The sequence below is a fragment of the Corynebacterium yudongzhengii genome (assembly GCF_003065405.1).
GTDB lineage: Bacteria > Actinomycetota > Actinomycetes > Mycobacteriales > Mycobacteriaceae > Corynebacterium > Corynebacterium yudongzhengii.
In genome coordinates this window covers 1,463,999-1,481,287 of the sequence record NZ_CP026947.1, presented here as the reverse complement: position 1 = coordinate 1,481,287, position 17,289 = coordinate 1,463,999, and the positions used below count along the sequence as shown (strand labels likewise).

The 17,289-nt window shown below is 65.2% G+C and carries 16 protein-coding genes; 13 read left to right on the top strand and 3 right to left on the bottom strand.

Annotation, left to right across the window (positions count from 1 at the left end):
* Positions 1–17: 17 nt before the first annotated feature.
* From C3B44_RS06870 to C3B44_RS06860, 3 genes are read right to left on the bottom strand one after another with little or no spacing between them, the layout of a single operon-like run.
* The gene (locus tag C3B44_RS06870; protein WP_108431728.1) at positions 18–1,235 is read right to left on the bottom strand and encodes a molybdopterin molybdotransferase MoeA; all 1,218 of its coding nucleotides are present in this window, start codon (positions 1,233–1,235) and stop codon (positions 18–20) included.
* A gap of 1 nt (position 1,236) precedes the next feature.
* Positions 1,237–2,346 (bottom strand): GTP 3',8-cyclase MoaA, encoded by a 1,110-nt coding sequence (moaA, locus tag C3B44_RS06865; protein WP_235840358.1) that lies wholly within the window; start codon positions 2,344–2,346, stop codon positions 1,237–1,239.
* A gap of 55 nt (positions 2,347–2,401) precedes the next feature.
* On the bottom strand, positions 2,402–4,123 hold the full coding sequence (locus C3B44_RS06860; RefSeq protein ID WP_108431726.1) for a long-chain fatty-acid--CoA ligase: 1,722 nt from the start codon (positions 4,121–4,123) through the stop codon (positions 2,402–2,404).
* A 278-nt stretch (positions 4,124–4,401) separates the two neighbouring features.
* On the opposite strand from C3B44_RS06860, the gene rho reads away from it, so the two are divergent.
* The 13 genes from rho (at position 4,402) to atpD (ending at position 17,283) form a co-directional block, all read left to right on the top strand.
* Entirely contained in the window at positions 4,402–5,991 is a 1,590-nt protein-coding gene (gene rho / locus C3B44_RS06855; RefSeq protein WP_108431725.1) for a transcription termination factor Rho, read from the top strand.
* Positions 5,991–7,067, top strand: coding sequence for a peptide chain release factor 1 (gene prfA, locus C3B44_RS06850; RefSeq protein ID WP_108431724.1), 1,077 nt, complete (start codon positions 5,991–5,993; stop codon positions 7,065–7,067). The genes rho and prfA overlap by 1 nt, the downstream gene beginning before the upstream one ends.
* A 3-nt stretch (positions 7,068–7,070) precedes the next feature.
* Complete coding sequence (prmC, locus tag C3B44_RS06845; RefSeq protein WP_108431723.1) at positions 7,071–7,919, top strand: peptide chain release factor N(5)-glutamine methyltransferase; 849 nt, start codon at positions 7,071–7,073, stop codon at positions 7,917–7,919.
* A 22-nt stretch (positions 7,920–7,941) separates the two neighbouring features.
* Positions 7,942–8,592, top strand: a complete 651-nt coding sequence (locus tag C3B44_RS06840) for an L-threonylcarbamoyladenylate synthase (protein ID WP_108431722.1) — start codon at positions 7,942–7,944, stop codon at positions 8,590–8,592.
* Positions 8,593–9,732 carry an MraY family glycosyltransferase gene (locus C3B44_RS06835; protein WP_108431721.1) on the top strand — a complete coding sequence of 380 codons (1,140 nt, stop codon included), beginning with the start codon at positions 8,593–8,595 and terminating at the stop codon, positions 9,730–9,732.
* A gap of 11 nt (positions 9,733–9,743) precedes the next feature.
* A complete protein-coding gene (locus C3B44_RS06830) occupies positions 9,744–10,160 on the top strand; it encodes a Cg1360 family ATP-synthase-associated protein (RefSeq protein ID WP_108431720.1) in 417 nt (138 codons plus the stop codon).
* Between the two features lie 353 nt (positions 10,161–10,513).
* Entirely contained in the window at positions 10,514–11,311 is a 798-nt protein-coding gene (gene atpB, locus C3B44_RS06825) for a F0F1 ATP synthase subunit A (protein ID WP_108431719.1), read from the top strand.
* Between the two features lie 92 nt (positions 11,312–11,403).
* Positions 11,404–11,643, top strand: coding sequence for an ATP synthase F0 subunit C (locus C3B44_RS06820; RefSeq protein ID WP_108431718.1), 240 nt, complete (start codon positions 11,404–11,406; stop codon positions 11,641–11,643).
* Positions 11,644–11,708: 65 nt separating this feature from the next.
* Positions 11,709–12,278 carry a F0F1 ATP synthase subunit B gene (locus C3B44_RS06815; RefSeq protein WP_108431717.1) on the top strand — a complete coding sequence of 190 codons (570 nt, stop codon included), beginning with the start codon at positions 11,709–11,711 and terminating at the stop codon, positions 12,276–12,278.
* 5 nt (positions 12,279–12,283) lie between these two features.
* On the top strand, positions 12,284–13,099 hold the full coding sequence (locus C3B44_RS06810) for a F0F1 ATP synthase subunit delta (protein ID WP_108432598.1): 816 nt from the start codon (positions 12,284–12,286) through the stop codon (positions 13,097–13,099).
* 21 nt (positions 13,100–13,120) lie between these two features.
* Positions 13,121–14,797, top strand: coding sequence for a F0F1 ATP synthase subunit alpha (gene atpA, locus C3B44_RS06805; protein WP_108431716.1), 1,677 nt, complete (start codon positions 13,121–13,123; stop codon positions 14,795–14,797).
* Positions 14,798–14,854: 57 nt separating this feature from the next.
* Positions 14,855–15,829: a F0F1 ATP synthase subunit gamma gene (locus C3B44_RS06800; protein WP_108431715.1), complete on the top strand. Its 975-nt coding sequence runs from the start codon at positions 14,855–14,857 to the stop codon at positions 15,827–15,829.
* A 2-nt stretch (positions 15,830–15,831) separates the two neighbouring features.
* The gene (gene atpD / locus C3B44_RS06795) at positions 15,832–17,283 is read left to right on the top strand and encodes a F0F1 ATP synthase subunit beta (RefSeq protein ID WP_108431714.1); all 1,452 of its coding nucleotides are present in this window, start codon (positions 15,832–15,834) and stop codon (positions 17,281–17,283) included.
* Positions 17,284–17,289: the final 6 nt, after the last annotated feature.

The window sequence follows — 17,289 nt, the reverse complement described above, 5'->3', positions numbered from 1 at the left end:
TCTTTCTTCAAGCTTGTCTACGCGTTGGTAAGCAGGATCTCGACGGGATCCTCCGGCCCGCTGCCTGGCTCAATCACAGCGAGGCCATTGGTGCCGGAGAGCGATCCCACCAGATGCGACCCCGTCGCACGCCGGTGAAACGGGGTGGCGCGGATATCCCCGGCGAAGTCCACGCGCACGGGGCACAGCAGCGCCTGGTGGGGACGCGCCGGCGGGAACTGGCCGTCGGTCTTTACGACGACACGCCCGCGCCGATCACCGGTGCCCGCCAGCTTTAGCAGCGCGGGTACCACGAACATCTGGAAACCGCAGTAGGCGGCCACGGGGTTTCCCGGCAGGCAGATCAGCGGCACCCCGTCGACTCTGCCGGCGCCCTGCGGGCCGCCGGGTTTCATGGCTACCGGCCCGAACCAGACGCCCAGCCGGGTGCCGACGGCCTTCACCACGTCATACGCGCCCTTCGAGACCCCGCCGGTGGTGACCACGAGATCCGCGACGCGGGTGGCCGTATGCAGAACCTCCTCGAACTCGGCGTCGGTATCCCCGGCGTGGAAGGTGTGTACCTCGCCGGCGCCGTTGGCCTCCGCGAGGGCGGCGACCATCGGCTTGTTGGAGTCATAGAGCAGGCCGGGGGAAAGCTCGCTACCGGGCTCAACGAGCTCGTTGCCCGAAGAGATCACGGCGACAACCGGCGCGGGGTGATAGGAGATCTCGGTGATGCCGGCGGAGACTAACGCGGCGAGCGCCCCGGCATCGATCAGGGTGCCTGCGGCCGCCACCTCGTCGCCGGCGCGCAGGTTATCGCCGCGCGGACGGATATGTGCCTTCTTCGGCTCCTCATAAATGGTGACCTCCCGCGGAAGCTCACCCGGCCCGGGGGTCATGTCGGTGTTTTCGACGGGCACCACCCTGAGGCCATCGTGGTCTTCGCCGGTCGGCCCGCCGGTCATGATCCGCACCGCCGTGCCCGGCGCCACGGTGCGGGGACCGGAACCGGCGGGGATGTCGCCGTCGACACGCAAGGTGACGGGGGGCTCGGGAAGGCCTGCGAGGTCCTCGGTGCGCACCAAGAAGCCGTCCATCGCCGAGTTCGAAAACGGCGGGACAGCTACCTCAGTGATCGCGGGGGCGGCCAAGACCACCCCGGTGCGCGGCGCGGAGCTTACCGGGGCGAGGGGAGAGACCAGCTCGCTGATGAAGCGCTGGTGGCCTGCGATCGGGCGTATCTCGGGCATGCTATCCACCGATCGCCGCCATCGGGCGGTCGGGCTGGAGGAAGCCGGGGTCGTTGATGGCGTGGCCAGGCAGCTTCGCCCACATCGCGGCGGCCCAGACGGTGGCGATCTCGTCGTCGCTCGAACCGTCGCGCAGCTTATCGCGCACGGAGAACTCCTGGTCGGCCGAGGCGAACAGGCAGTTGCGGATGGCGCCGTCGGCCGTGAGCCGGGTGCGGTCGCAGTCACCGCAGAACGAGTGGGTGACGCTGGCGATCACGCCGATCTCGCCGCGCAGGCCGTGGCCATCATCGGCTTTCCACAGGGCGGCCGGGGAGGAACCGCGGGGCTTATCGACGGGCGTGAGCTCGAACTGCGTGCGCAATTCGTCAAGGATGTCCTCGGCGGTGACCATCTCGGAGCGGTCCCACTGCGACGGCGGGCCAAGCGGCATCTGCTCGATGAAACGCAGCTGGGTGCCCTTCTCAAGGCAGAAGCGGGCGAGTTTGACGATGTCTTGGTCGTTGAAGCCCGGCATGATCACCGCGTTGATCTTCACCGGCTGCAGGCCGACTTCAAGCGAGGTCTCGATGGCGTCGATGACATCATCGAGGCGATCGCGGCGGGTGAGCTTCGCATAAGCCTTCTTGTCGATCGTATCCAGCGAGATGTTCACGCGGTCTAGGCCGGCGTCGGCCAGCTTCTGGGCGCGCTTGGCCAGTCCCAGCCCGTTGGTGGTGATCGCGGTCTGCGGCGCTTGGCCCTCGTCGGTTTTCAGCGACTTGGTGTGCGCGATGATCTTCTCCAGGGAGCGGCGCATCAGCGGCTCGCCGCCGGTGAAACGCACCTGCCGGATGCCGAGCTTTTCCACCCCGAGCGTGATGAGCCGGGTTATCTCCTCGTCGGTGAGCACCTTGTCCTTCGGCAACCAGTCGAGGCCTTCTGCGGGCATGCAGTAGGTGCAGCGCAGGTTGCAGCGGTCGGTGAGGCTCACGCGCAGGTCGCGGGCGACGCGACCGTAGGTGTCCGCCAGCGTGCGGGAACCGTCGGCGGCCGGGCGCAGCAGATCCTCCGGGATCGTGATCTGCGGGCGAACGGGCGACAGGGTCAAGGGGATGGTCGTATTACTCATTGTCATTCCAGCCTACGAAGCAGCCCGGTATTTTGACAACAACAGTGCTCGTTAATTATTCGACCTGCTCACGGCCGCCGCGGCGGGTGCGGCGCTCGCCCGGGCCCAGCAGCCGGATGATGTCGAATCTCCCGGCGTCGCGGTGTTCGCGCAGATCCTTCTTGTCGAACTTATCTACGCTGGTCTTGTCGATGTGATCGACGAACGTCCAGTATTCTGGCACCATCCAGTTCGGTAGCTGCTTGCGTACGCTCTGCCGGATCTCCTCGGCCGTCTCCTCGGTTGGGGGATAGCCCTCGTGCAAGACGGTGACGGCCAGCGGGCGCTCGCCCCACTTCTCGGAGGGGATGCCGATGACGGCGCACTCGATCACCGCCTCAGCCTCCATGATGATGTTCTCCAGCTGCGCCGAGTAGATCCACTCGCCACCGGAGCGGATGATGTCGCGGGCCCGGTCGGAGACCTGCAGGAAGCCGTCGGCAGTGACGGTGCCGACGTCGCCGGTGCGCAACCAGCCGTCGTCGGTAAAGCTCTCGGAGCCGTCGGTCACCGGCTCGCCGCGGAAGTACATGCCTGGAGGGCCCTCGAGGTAGGAGCCGGTGACCAGGTTGCCGCGCACCTGGATCTCGCCGTGGTTGCGGTCGGTGGTGGCCACGACCTCGCCGTCGTTGACCACCCGGTACTCCAGCGCGGGCAGAAAACGGCCCTGCGAGGAGCGGTAGAACTGGCGCGCCTCGACGGAGGCCCCGGACGGCGGGCGGGCGACGGTGCCGACGGTCGAGGTTTCCGTCATCCCCCAGACGTGGATGATGTCGACGCCGTAGCGCTCCTCCCAGATCTTCATCAGCGCCGTCGACGCCGGCGAGCCGCCGACGTAGATCTCGGTCAGCGACATCCGCTCCGGCGGGTGATGCAGGTAGTGGACCATGAGCTGGGTCCAGATGCTCGGCACCCCGTGGGCCACCCGCGGGTGGGTGGCGGCGACGATCTCGGCGAGGTCCTCCGGGGTGACAAAACGCCCCGGAAACACCAGGGGAGTGCCCGACATGAACGCCGCGAAGGGAACGCCCCAGCTTAAGACGTGGTAGATGGGCACCCCGCAGAGAAAAGAATCGCCGTGGGTGACGGCCAGGGAGTCCGTCGTGCGTAGGGTCATCGCCTGCAGGTAGGTCGAGCGGTGCGAGTAGACAACGCCCTTCGGCGCGCCGCCGGTGGTGCCGGTGGAGTAGCAGACTGCCGCCGCGGCCTGCTCGGATTGGGTGGGCCAGGCGAAGCGGGTGGAACGACCGTCGAGAAGCGCCTCGTAGGAATAAACCCGCCGCCCGGAGACTTCCGTCGGCATCGGGCCTTGTCCGATGAGCGCCACCGCCCGCACCTTTGGGGCTTTGGCGAGGACTTCTTCTAAAAGGTCGAGGTACTCGGGATCGGAGACGATGATCTCCATCTCCGAGTGGTTGATGATGTGCTCGATCTGGTCCGCCATGAGCTGCCGGTTGAGCGGGGTGAACACGGCGTCCATGCAGCAGGCGGCGAACATGACTTCGAGGTGCTCGGCGCAGTTATCTAACAGGGTGCCGACGCGCTCGTCCCCGGTGATCTCGAACTCGTCTTGCAGGGCGTGGGCGAAGGCGGCAGACCGGGCGGCGATGTCGTGGAAGGTGGTCTCCTCCGGGCCGTGGCCGGTCCAGGTGGTCACCTTGGTAGAGCCGTGGACGCTCGCCCCGTATTCCAGGATGCGGGTGATCGACAGGGGAATGTCCTGCATGGTCGAGAGCATGCCACCCACTGTAGCCGCCCCCGGGTGCGCCTTCGATGACGAACGTGCGCTACACTTTTGATCTGATCGTTGAAGTGAGCCCCGCGACTGAGCTGGCCGCGGCGGCCCGCGATCTAATACCTGCCCGTGTTGTCCCGGTTTCTGCCGGTTCGTCAGCGTTGCGGTGACGGCCGATGCCAGGTGGGTGGGTAGTTGACAGTTATCCAAAAGCTTCCGGCTTTTGCCCGATCATCCGCGGTATGAATAAACGGGCCCGGTCAAGCAACGAAAGGACTTCCGTGAGCGATACGGACACCCAGGATTTAAGCTCCCTGAAGCTGCCCGAGCTGCGCAAGATCGCGGCTGAAAAGGGACTGAAGGGCGTATCCGCACTGCGCAAGAGTGCGCTGATCACCGCCATCGAGACCGGAAAAGTTCCTCCCAAGGCGAAGAAGGCCGCCGCCCGCGCCGCCGCCGAGGAAGAGGCCGCGCCGGAGAAGGCGCCCGAGAAGGAGCAGCGCTCGGAGAAGCAGCCCGAGCAGGACTCAGATCAGCAGAAGGACGACTCCGGCAACAACGACAACCGTAACCACCACCGCAACGATGACGACGGTGGCAACCGCGGCAAGGGCCGACGCGGCCGTCGTAACCGCCGCAACCGCGGCGGGGATAACCACAACAACCAGGGCCACAACAACCAGAACAACCAGCCGGACGAGCTGCAGGACGTCGCGGGCATCCTCGATGTCATCGATAACTCGGCGGCATTCGTGCGCACCACCGGCTACCGCTCTGCCCCGGCCGATGTGTTCGTCAACAACAACCTGATCAAGCGCTTCGGCCTGCGCTCCGGGGACGCGATCACCGGCCAGGTGAAGATGAACGGCGGCGGACACACCCACGGCAACGGCCGCAACCGCCGCAAGTACAACCAGCTCGCCCGCGTCGATACCGTCAACGGCCTGCACCCGGAGGAGTCGAAGAAGCGCCCGGAGTTCCACAAGCTCACCCCGCTGTACCCGAATAAGCGCCTGCGCCTCGAGACGGAGCCGAACATCCTGACCACGCGCGTGATCGATCTGGTCATGCCGATCGGTAAGGGCCAGCGCGCGCTGATCGTCTCCCCGCCGAAGGCCGGTAAGACGACGATTCTGCAGAACATCGCGAACGCGATCGCCACGAACAACCCCGAGTGCTACCTCATGGTCGTGCTTGTCGACGAGCGCCCCGAAGAGGTCACCGACATGCAGCGCAGCGTGCGCGGCGAGGTCATCGCCTCGACCTTCGATCGCCCGCCGTCAGAGCACACCGCCGTCGCGGAGCTGGCCATCGAGCGCGCGAAGCGTTTGGTCGAGATGGGCAAGGACGTCGTCGTCCTGCTCGACTCGATCACCCGCCTGGGCCGCGCCTACAACAACTCTTCGCCGGCCTCGGGCCGCATCCTCTCCGGTGGTGTCGACTCGAACGCCCTGTACCCGCCGAAGCGTTTCCTGGGTGCGGCGCGCAACATCGAAGACGGCGGCTCGCTGACCATCCTGGCCACCGCCATGGTCGAGACCGGCTCCGCCGGCGACACCGTGATCTTCGAGGAGTTCAAGGGCACCGGCAACGCGGAGCTCAAGCTCGACCGCAAGATCGCCGAGCGCCGCGTCTTCCCGGCTGTCGACGTCAACCCCTCGGGCACCCGCAAGGACGAGCTGCTCATGCCCACCGAGGAGTTCCGCATCATGCACAAGCTGCGGCGCATCCTCGCGGCCCTGGATTCGCAGGCTGCCATCGACCTGCTGATCAAGCAGCTGAAGAAGACGAAGTCCAACGGCGAGTTCCTCATGCAGGTGGCCTCTTCCGCCCCGATGGCCGGGGATAAGGATGTGGAGGAGTACCTGTAATGGCTTCGGAAGTTTCACTTGTCGACGACTACGTCTCCGAATACGAGGGCATCGAGGCCCAGATGGCGGATCCCTCGGTCGCCGGCGACCAGGACCAATACCGCAAGCTCTCGAAGCGCTACGCGGAGCTGCAGCCGATCATCAAGGTCAACAACCAGCTCAACGCCGCCCGCGAGGACCTCGAGGCCGCCCGCGAGATGGCCTATGAGGACCACGACTTCGCCGACGAGGCCGAACGCCTCGAAAAAGAGGTCGTCGAGCTCGAGGAGAAGCTGGCCGACCTGCTCGCCCCGCGCGACGAGCACGACGGCGACGACATCATAATGGAGATCAAGGCCGGCGCCGGCGGCGAGGAAGCCGCCCTGTTCGCCGGGGATCTCGCCCGCATGTACCAGCGCTACGTCGAGCGCCACGGCTTCATCTGGGACGTGCTCGACGAATCCGAGTCCGACCTCGGCGGCGTGAAGGATCTCACCGTCTCCATCAAGTCGAAGACCCCCTCGCGCGACGGCGCGTGGAGCGTGTTCAAGTTCGAAGGCGGCGTCCACCGCGTCCAGCGCGTGCCCGTGACCGAGTCGCAGGGCCGCATCCAGACCTCAGCCGCCGGCGTGCTGGTCTACCCGGAGCCCGACGAGCTCGAGGCCGTCGAGATCGACGACAAGGACATCCGCGTCGATGTCTACCGTTCCTCGGGCAAGGGCGGCCAGGGCGTGAACACGACCGACTCGGCCGTGCGCATCACGCACCTGCCGACCGGATTGATCGTCACGTGTCAGAAGGAGCGCTCGCAGATCCAGAACCGCGCGCGGGCCATGCAGGTGCTGCAGGCGCGCTTAGAGCAGATAGAGCGCGAGGCCGCGGAGGCCGAGGCCGCCGAGGACCGCGCCTCCCAGGTGCGCACCATGGATCGCTCCGAGCGCATCCGCACCTACAACTGGCCGGAAAACCGCATCAACGATCACCGCATCAACTACAAGGCCAACAACCTCGACCAGGTGCTCGACGGCAACATGGACGACCTGCTCAAGGCTCTGCAGGCCGCCGAGCGCGCCGAGCGCCTCGAAGCGGAGTCCTAGCCCGTGCGCACCCTCGGTGAGGCGCTGGGCGCGGCCGTCGAAAAGCTTCGCGACGCCGGCGTCGCCTCCCCCGAGGTCGACGCCCGGCTGCTCGCCGCCCACCTCACCGGCGCCCACCACCTAGCGCTGGGTAAGGCCGGCGAGGTGCCCGCGGGTTTCGACGAGCTCATCCGCCGGCGTGCTCAGCGCGAGCCGCTGCAGCACATCCTCGGCGAAGCCCCCTTCGGTCACCTCGATGTCGCCGTCGGGCCGGGGGTGTTCATCCCGCGCCCGGAGACGGAAGTGCTCGCCGACTGGGCGGTGCGCCAGCTGCGCGCGTCTTCGAAGACTTCGCCCGTGGTGATGGATCTGTGCACCGGCAGCGGGGCGATGGCGCAATATATCGCCTCGCTGGTCCCGCGGGCGCGGGTGGTGGCCGTCGAAAAGCAAGCCTCAGCCCTTGACTTCGCGCGACGGAACGCGCCGGATGTCACCGTGCTGGAAGGCGATGTCACCGCCGATATTCTGCGCGACTATCACGGGCGCGTCGATCTCGTGGTGAGCAATCCGCCCTACGTGCCGCAGGCCGACGATCTCGAGCCCGAGGTCTACGCGGATCCGCACGAGGCTGTGTTCGCCGGGGCCGATGGCATGAGCGTGATCCCCAGGATGGTCCCGCTCATCGAGCGCCTGTTGGTGCCCGGTGGGCTGGTGGGCATCGAGCACGACGAGACCACCGCCCACGCTGTGTGTGAGGTGCTTGCCGCGCACGGTTTCGTCGAGGTGGCCACGCTGAAGGACCTGGCAGGTCGGCCGCGGTTCGCCACCGCGAGTAAACTCAACCGGACAACGCCCGCCAGGGAGTCGTCATAGAGAAAGGACCGGTACGTTCGCCGTGAGCAAGATTTACTCCTGCGCTGAGCCCGCCGACCGTGAACTCGGCCTGAAGATGGCCGTGGACGCGGTCCGTGCGGGGCGTCTCGTCGTCACGCCAACGGATACGGTCTACGGGCTCGGCTGCGACGCCTTCGACAACGACGCGGTCGCCCGGCTGCTCGCGACGAAACAGCGCGGCCCGGACATGCCGGTGCCGGTGCTCGTCGGCTCCTGGGAGACCGTCCAAGGGCTGGTGCGCGAGTACTCGGAGATTACCCGCACGCTCGTCGAGGCGTTCTGGCCGGGCGGGCTGTCCATCGTCGTGCCGGAGGCGCCGAGCCTGCCGTGGAACCTAGGCGATACCCGCGGCACCGTCATGCTGCGCATGCCGCTGCACCCGGTGGCTATCGAGCTGCTGCGCGAGGTCGGGCCGATGGCGGTCTCGAGCGCGAACATCTCCGGCTCCGCGCCGCCGGTGACCGCCCAACAGGCCCGCGAGCAGCTCGGGCGCGCCGTGAGCGTGTATCTCGACGGGGGAGAGGCCACGATTGGTCAGCCCTCGACGATCGTCGACGTCTCGGGTGCTTCCCCCAAGATCCTGAGGGAGGGGGCGATCAGCGCCGAGCGCATTGGTGAAGTTCTGGGCCTTGACCCAGAGGTGGTGCGCTAGATGGATGCGGTGGGACTGCCGCTGCGCGAGCTCGGGTTGGTGATCCTGGTTGCCGCGGCGATCACGTTTTTGACCACCGGCGGCATCCGCTCGCTGGCGGTGCGCACAGGCCAGGTCGCCGAGATCCGCACCCGCGACGTGCATACCCAGCCCACCCCGAGTCTCGGCGGGCTGGCCATGTTCTCCGGCTTCCTCGTCGCCGTGGCGCTCGCGTCCCAACTGCCGGCGCTGACCCGCGGGCTCATGCCAGTGACCCCGGAGATGACCGCGGTGCTGTGGGCCGCCGTGGCGATCGTGATCGTCGGAGCGGTCGATGACTTAATCGAGCTCGACGCCATCACCAAGCTGGCCGGCCAAGTCGGCGCCGCGCTCTTGATGAGCCTTTTGGGCCTGTCCTGGACGCTGGTTTTCTTGCCTTTCGGCGAGGGCACGACGGTGGTGCTCGATCAGTACTGGTCGCTGGCCGTGACCACCGTGTTCGCGGTGTTGCTCATGAACGCCGTCAACTTCGTCGACGGCCTCGACGGACTCGCCGCAGGCCTCGGGCTGATCGCCGGCGCGGCGATCCTCATCTTCTCGCTGACGGTCCTGCACGATCTAGGCGGGGCGGTCAGTGCCTACCCGCCGGCGATCATCGCCGCCGGCTTAGTGGGCATCTGCGCCGGCATCCTGCCGCATAACTTCGAGCCCTCGCGGATCTTCATGGGCGACTCCGGTGCCATGCTCATCGGGCTGCTGCTGGCGGCCAGCGCGACCTCGGCGAGCGGCAAGATCAACATGTCGCTCTACGGCACCGCGGACATCGTGGCCCTCATGAGTCCCCTGATCGTCGTCGCTGCGGCCGTGTTCGTGCCGGTGTTGGACCTCGTGCTCGCCGTCATTCGGCGGGTCTCCAAAGGCCAGAGCCCCTTTGCGGCCGATCGGATGCACATCCATCACCGCCTGCTGGCCATCGGGCACACGCATAGGCGCACCGTCCTCGTGCTCTACGGCTGGGTGACGGCCGTCGCCTTCGGGGCGGTGAGCTTCTCGATCGTCCCGCCGCCCATCGCCGTCGTCGTCAGTATCGTCCTATTGGTGGGGGCAGCGGCCATCACCGTCGTGCCGGTGGTGCGCGATCGCCGGGCGCGGCTGAGGTAGGCTGAGCGCCCGTGAGTGATCAAACGCCCTACAGTGACCACACCCGCCCGCTCAACCGCGCCCTGAAGTTCGGCTCGATCGCGCTCGTGGTGATGACCGTGATCTCCTTGGCCGTGTGGGGCTATCTGCGCGATCTCCCCGGCATCTGGGGCGTGCTCATGGGAGCCGGCCTCGGCGGGGGATTCGTGCTACTGACCGCACTGAGCGTCCGCGTGACCGCCAATACCTCACCGACGACCGCCATGGCCGTCATCCTGGGCGGATGGTTGGTGAAGATCGTGCTGTTTATCATCGTCTTCTTGCTTATCGACGGCATGACCTTCTACGACCGCACTGCCTTCGCTACGACAGTCATCATCGCTTTAGTGGTCGTCCTTGCCACGGAGGTGTGGGGAATCATCACATCTAATGTGACTTTCGTGGGTTAACCTGCACGTTTCCTTAAGTTTTCCCTACACTTTCGGGGGTATGTGACGCGGATAACGTCCTGGTGTTTTCTCTGAACAAGCCCCTTCTTCGCAGGTGGAAGGGGCTTTTTCTAGGAGACAATAAGGAAACGCTCACCCGGGCACACCGAAGGTTCCAAGAGACTGCTAGTATTTCGTGCGGGTAACCGCAGCTGTGCATGTTGTGGCTTTCCCCTGTCTCCGTCGGAGCTGATGTGCGAAGGAATCCCCGGCGGCGGCAGTGAGAGTATTGAGACGTCCATCGCACCGCGGGAGGCGCCGCACCTCCCGCGGCCCAAGAACGGGAGAGAACGCTGAGCGTTACAACTTTGGCCATGAGGGGCGAATTCCATCCGCCCGAACTGGACCCAGAATTTTTTCCCGGGGAATATTACGGCGACATGCTGTTCGCGGATTTCGCGAACGGCTGGTTCGCGCTGGATCGATTGATGCTCATCCGCCTGGTCATGGCGGCTGTGCTCATCATCATTTTCATGCTGGCCTTTAGGAATCCGAAGCTGATCCCTTCGGGCCTGCAGAACGTCGTGGAAATGGCGGTCGACTTCGTCCGCCTGCACATCGCGGAGGACATCCTGGGCAAGAAGGAGGGGCGTAGGTTCCTGCCTATCATCGCCGCCATCTTCTTCACCGTGCTGTTCATGAACATCCCGGCTGTCATTCCGGGCATGAACATCTCGCCCAACTCACGTATCGGTATGCCGATCGTGCTGGCGGTCGCCGGCTACATCGCATTCATCTACGCCGGCTCCAAGCGCTATGGATTCGGCAAGTACGTGAAGTCTTCCGTCGTGATTCCTAATCTCCCTCCGCTGCTCCACATCCTCGTGGTGCCGATCGAGATCTTCTCGACGTTCATCTTGCGTCCGGTCACGCTGGCTCTTCGTCTGATGGCGAACTTCCTGGCTGGCCACATCATTCTGGTTCTGCTGTTCTCCGCCACGAACTTCTTCTTCTGGCAGCTGAACGGCTGGACCGCCATGGCGGGTGTGACGACCATCGCCGCGATTCTGTTCACCCTCTATGAGTGCATCATCATCTTCCTGCAGGCGTACATCTTCGCCCTGCTGGTGTCGGTGTACATCGAACTGTCGCTGCATGCGGACTCACACTGACGCGCCCGTCAACGCGAACCTCGCGGTTAACTGAATAGCCCCACTTCAACACTCACCGCCCACAACGGGTATCAAGAAAGGGAACGACTTTCATGAACGAGATCATCCTGGCTCAGGCTGCAGAGTCCACGATCACCGGCCTCGGCGCCGTCGGCTACGGCATCGCCACCATCGGCCCCGGCCTCGGCATCGGCATCCTCGTCGGCAAGACCGTCGAGGGCATGGCACGCCAGCCGGAGATGGCTGGTCAGCTGCGTACCACCATGTTCCTGGGTATCGCCTTCGTTGAGGCCCTGGCCCTGATCGGCCTGGTCGCAGGCTTCCTGTTCTAACCACGAGCGGACCTTTTGACCCTGAGGGTCGTTGAGAGACACCCTCTATTTCAGACTGGAGAGACATGACGAACGTCATTTACCTGCTTGCGCAGGAGGCGGAGCAGCTGCCCCTCGAGGGTGGCAACTCCATTCTCCTGCCCAAGACTTACGACATCGTCTGGTCCATCATTCCGTTCCTGGTCATCCTGTTTATCTTCTGGAAGTTCATCCTTCCGAAGTTCCAGGAGGTCCTGACCGAGCGTGAGGACCGGATCAAGGGTGGCATTCAGCGTGCAGAGGCCGCTCAGGCCGAGGCGAAGGCCGCTCTGGAGAAGTACAATGCACAGCTCGCTGAGGCACGTTCCGAGGCAGCCGAGATCCGTGAGCAGGCGCGCGAGCGCGGCAAGGAGATCGAGGCTGAACTGCGGGCTAACGCCGAAGCCGAGTCCAAGCGCATCGTGGAAAACGGTGAGAAGCAGCTGCAGGCGTCGCGCGATCGCGTCGTCGGCGAGCTTCGTTCCGAGATGGGACAGAACTCGATCAACCTGGCTGAGCGTCTGCTCGGTACCGAGCTGTCGGACAGCACTAAGCGCTCCGGCACGATCGATAACTTCCTGTCCGGTCTCGACACCGTGACCCCGGCCGGAAAGTGAGCGAGATGCACGCAGCAAGCCGCGAAGCACTGAACAAGGCCGCCGAGCACCTGGATAACACCATCCAGGACGGCAACGTGGTGGCTACCGCCGCTCAGACCGGTATCGAGCTGTTCGAGGTCGTCGACACCCTGGATGATGATCGCACCCTGCGCATCGCCGTGTCCGATCCTTCGGTCGAGGCCGAACAGCGCACCGGTATCGTCGAGCGCCTCTACGGCGGCAAGATCGCCGAACCGACCCTGTCGGTCCTCAAGGAGGTTGCCCGCCAGCAGTGGTCGACCACCCGCGAGTTCCGTGACGGCCTGGTTGAACTCGGTCGACGCTCGCTTCTGCGCGGCGCGGAGGCCCAGGGCCAGCTGGAGCAGGTGGAAGAGGAACTCTTCCAGCTGTCTCGGCTCCTGGACCGCGAGGGCAAGCTCACGCAGCTGCTCTCGGATCGCACCGCAGAGTCGAGCGCCAAGCGCGGCCTGCTGGCTAACGTGCTCTACGGGAAGGTCACCATGTTCACCGAGGCGCTGTCGCTGCAGGTGATCGGCCGACCCGACAAGAACCCCATCGACGACATCGCGGGCATCGCGGAGCAGGCAGCACAGCTGCGCAACCGCTCGGTCGCCCACGTGGTCGCCGCGGAGGAGCTGAATGAGGGCCAGCAGGCGAGCCTCGCCGAGAAGCTGGGACAGATTTACGGTCGCGACATGTCCATTCACACCGAGGTCGACGCCAGCCTCCTCGGTGGAGTGGTGGTCCGCGTCGGCGACGAGATCATCGACGGTTCCACCCGGAACCACATCGAGCGTCTCCGTGCCGCGCTAGCGTAGGCGGCCCTAACAATACAATCAATGCTGGAAGATACTACCGAGAGCAGGAAGAACATGGCGGAGCTGACGATCTCCTCCGATGAGATCCGTAGCGCGATAGCGAACTACACCTCGAGCTACTCCGCGGAGGCCTCCCGTGAGGAGGTCGGCGTGGTCATTTCGGCAGCAGACGGTATTGCCCAGGTTTCGGGCCTGCCGTCCGTGATGTCGAATGAGCTGCTCGAGTTCCCCAACGGCGTCATCGGCGTCGCACAGAACCTCGAGACCGACACGATCGGTACCGTGATCCTGGGTAACTTCGAGACCATCACCCAGGGTCAGGAAGTCAAGCGGACGGGCGAGGTCCTGTCCATCCCCGTGGGCGAGGAATTCCTCGGCCGCGTCATCAACCCGCTCGGCCAGGCCATCGACGGCCTCGGCGACATCTCCTCCGAGGAGGAGCGCGCCCTCGAGCTGCAGGCCGCGGGCGTTCTCGACCGTCAGCCGGTCGAGGAGCCGATGCAGACCGGCATCAAGGGCATTGACGCGATGACCCCGATCGGCCGTGGTCAGCGTCAGCTGATCATCGGTGACCGTAAGACCGGTAAGACCACCATCGGCCTGGATACGATCCTCAACCAGAAGGCCAACTGGGAGACCGGCGACCCGGAGCAGCAGGTCCGCTGCATCTACGTTGCCGTCGGCCAGAAGGGCTCCACCATCGCCAGCGTGCGCCGCACCCTGGAGGAGCACGGCGCCCTGGAGTACACCACCATCGTGGCGGCTCCGGCCTCCGACTCCGCCGGCTTCAAGTGGCTCGCACCGTTCTCCGGTGCCGCCCTGGGCCAGCACTGGATGTACCAGGGCAAGCACGTCCTGGTCATTTACGACGACCTGACCAAGCAGGCCGAGGCCTACCGCGCGATCTCGCTGCTGCTGCGTCGCCCGCCGGGCCGTGAGGCATACCCGGGTGACGTCTTCTACCTGCACTCCCGCCTGCTGGAGCGCGCCGCCAAGCTCAACGACGAGCTCGGTGCCGGCTCTCTGACCGCGCTGCCGATCATCGAGACCAAGGCGAACGACGTCGGTGCCTTCATTCCGACCAACGTCATCTCGATTACCGACGGCCAGTGCTTCCTCCAGTCGGACCTCTTCAACCAGGGCGTGCGCCCGGCTGTCGACGTCGGTGTCTCCGTCTCCCGCGTCGGTGGCGCGGCCCAGACCAAGGGCATGAAGAAGGTCGCCGGTAACCTGCGTCTCTCGCTGGCCGCCTACCGCGACCTCGAGGCGTTCGCCACCTTCGCCTCCGATCTGGACCCCGTCTCCAAGCGACAGCTGGATCGTGGCTCCCGCCTGGTCGAGCTGCTTAAGCAGCCGGAGAACTCCCCGCAGCCCGTCGAGTTCCAGATCGTCTCGATCTGGCTGGCCGACCAGGGCGCCTTCGATAACGTTCCCGTCGAGGACGTCCGTCGCTACGAGTTTGAGATGCAGGAGCATTTCCGCGGCACCGTTCCGGAGGTCTACGAGCAGATCAAGGGTGGCAAGCCGCTGTCCGACGAGTCCAAGGACGCGCTTCTTAAGGAGAACGAGAACTTCGCTCAGGGCTTCCGCACCTCTGAGGGCAAGTCCATCGTCGAGGAGCACGACGCCCTGGATTCCCAAGACGTGAAGAACACCGAGCTCACCGTCTCCCGTAAGACGGCCAAGAAGGACGACTAGGCAGTATCTGCCGGAATCCATCACCGTCTAGACAACACAGAAGGGAGGCAGTGAACCATGGCAACGCTTCGCGAAACACGTGATCGCATCCGGTCAGTGAACTCGACCAAGAAGATCACGAAGGCGCAGGAGCTCATCGCGACGTCGCGCATCACCAAGGCGCAGAACCGTGTGCAGGCCGCGCAGCCTTATGCACACGAGCTCACCGACGTCGTCGCCCGCGTCGCCGCAGCGACTTCGATGGACCACCCCATGCTCAACGAGCGGGAGAATCCGCAGGTCGCGGCAATCATGGTCGTCACTTCCGACCGTGGCCAGTGCGGTGGCTACAACAACAACGTGCTCAAGAAGGCCGCGGAGCTTGAGGAACATCTCAAGGAACGAGGCCTCGAGGTCGTCCGGTACGTGACCGGCGCCAAGGGCATCGGCTACTACCAGTTCCGCGACATCGAGATCAGCGGATCCTGGACCGGGTTCTCCGAGAACCCGGAGTGGGAGAAGACCCACGACGCCCGGCACCACCTCGTGCGCGGCTTTGAGGCCGGCAGCGAGGGCGAGGCTAAGTGGCGTCCCGGCCTGAACGTCCCGGAGGGCGAGACCATCCGCGGCTTCGACGAGGTCCACGTCGTCTACACCGAGTTCCAGTCGATGCTGGCGCAGGTTCCCCGCGTGCAGCGACTGCTTCCGGTGCGGACCGTCTTCGAGGACCAGGAGTTCGAGGTCACCTCGGCCACCCAGTCCGCCGGAGAGGTCACCGCCGACATGGACTTCGAGCCGGATGCCGACACGCTGCTCAAGGCGCTCATGCCGCAGTATGTCTCGCGTGTGCTGTACTCGATCTTCCTCGAGGCGGCCGCCAGCGAGTACGCGGCCCGTCGTACTGCTATGAAGAATGCGACGGATAACGCCAACGATCTGGTCCAGGACCTCACGCGTGTGGCCAACCAGGCTCGCCAGGCTCAAATTACCCAGGAAATCACAGAGATCATCGGTGGCGCTGGCGCGCTCGCCGATAGCGGAGAAAGTGACTAATAATGACTACAGCTCTGAATGCGCAGGACGAGCAGCGCACCGGTGAGACCGCCGGTCGCGTCGTTCGCGTCATCGGTGCCGTCGTTGACGTGGAATTCCCGCGTGGCGCGCTCCCGGCACTGTACAACGCTCTCACCGTCGAGGTGACGCTCGCCGATCACACCCGGACCATCGTCCTGGAGACGGCGCAGTTCCTCGGCGACAACCTGATCCGTACCATCGCCATGGCCCCGACGGACGGTCTCACCCGCGGCGCCGAGGTCATCGACACCGGCAACGCCATCTCGGTGCCGGTCGGCGACGTGGTCAAGGGCCACGTCTTCAACGCCCTCGGTGACTGCCTCGACGAGCCCGGCCTGGGCCGCGACGGCGAGCAGTGGGGCATCCACCGCGACCCGCCGCCGTTCTCCGAGCTCGAGGGCAAGACCGAGATCCTCGAAACCGGCATTAAGGTCATCGACCTGCTGACCCCCTACGTCAAGGGCGGCAAGATCGGCCTGTTCGGCGGTGCCGGCGTGGGCAAGACGGTTCTCATCCAGGAGATGATTACCCGTATCGCCCGCAACTTCTCCGGTACCTCCGTCTTCGCCGGCGTCGGCGAGCGCACCCGTGAGGGCACCGACCTCTTCCTCGAGATGGAGGAGATGGGCGTGCTCCAGGACACCGCCCTGGTGTTCGGCCAGATGGATGAGCCGCCGGGAGTCCGTATGCGCGTCGCCCTGTCCGGCCTGACCATGGCTGAGTACTTCCGCGACGAGCAGAACCAGGACGTTCTGCTGTTCATCGACAACATCTTCCGCTTCACCCAGGCCGGCTCTGAGGTGTCGACGCTTCTGGGCCGTATGCCCTCGGCCGTCGGTTACCAGCCGACCCTGGCGGATGAGATGGGTGTGCTGCAGGAGCGAATCACCTCGACCAAGGGTCGCTCGATTACCTCCCTGCAGGCCGTCTACGTCCCGGCCGATGACTACACCGACCCGGCCCCGGCGACCACCTTCGCCCACCTGGATGCGACCACCGAGCTCGACCGCTCCATCGCCTCTAAGGGTATTTACCCGGCGGTGAACCCGTTAACGTCGACCTCCCGCATCCTGGAGCCCGGTATCGTCGGCGAGCACCACTACGAGGTCGCACAGCGCGTCATCGGTATCCTGCAGAAGAACAAGGAGCTGCAGGACATCATCGCCATCCTCGGTATGGACGAGCTGGGCGAGGAGGACAAGCTGACCGTTCAGCGTGCCCGCCGCATCCAGCGCTTCCTGGGCCAGAACTTCTACGTGGCCCAGAAGTTCACCGGTGACCCGGGTTCCTCCGTCCCGCTGGAGGAGACCATCGACGCCTTCGAGCGCATCTGCGACGGCGAGTTCGATAACTACCCGGAGCAGGCGTTCAGCAACCTGGGTGGTCTGGACGACGTCGAGGCTGCTTACAAAAAGCTGAAGGAAGAGAACTAGGGGTTT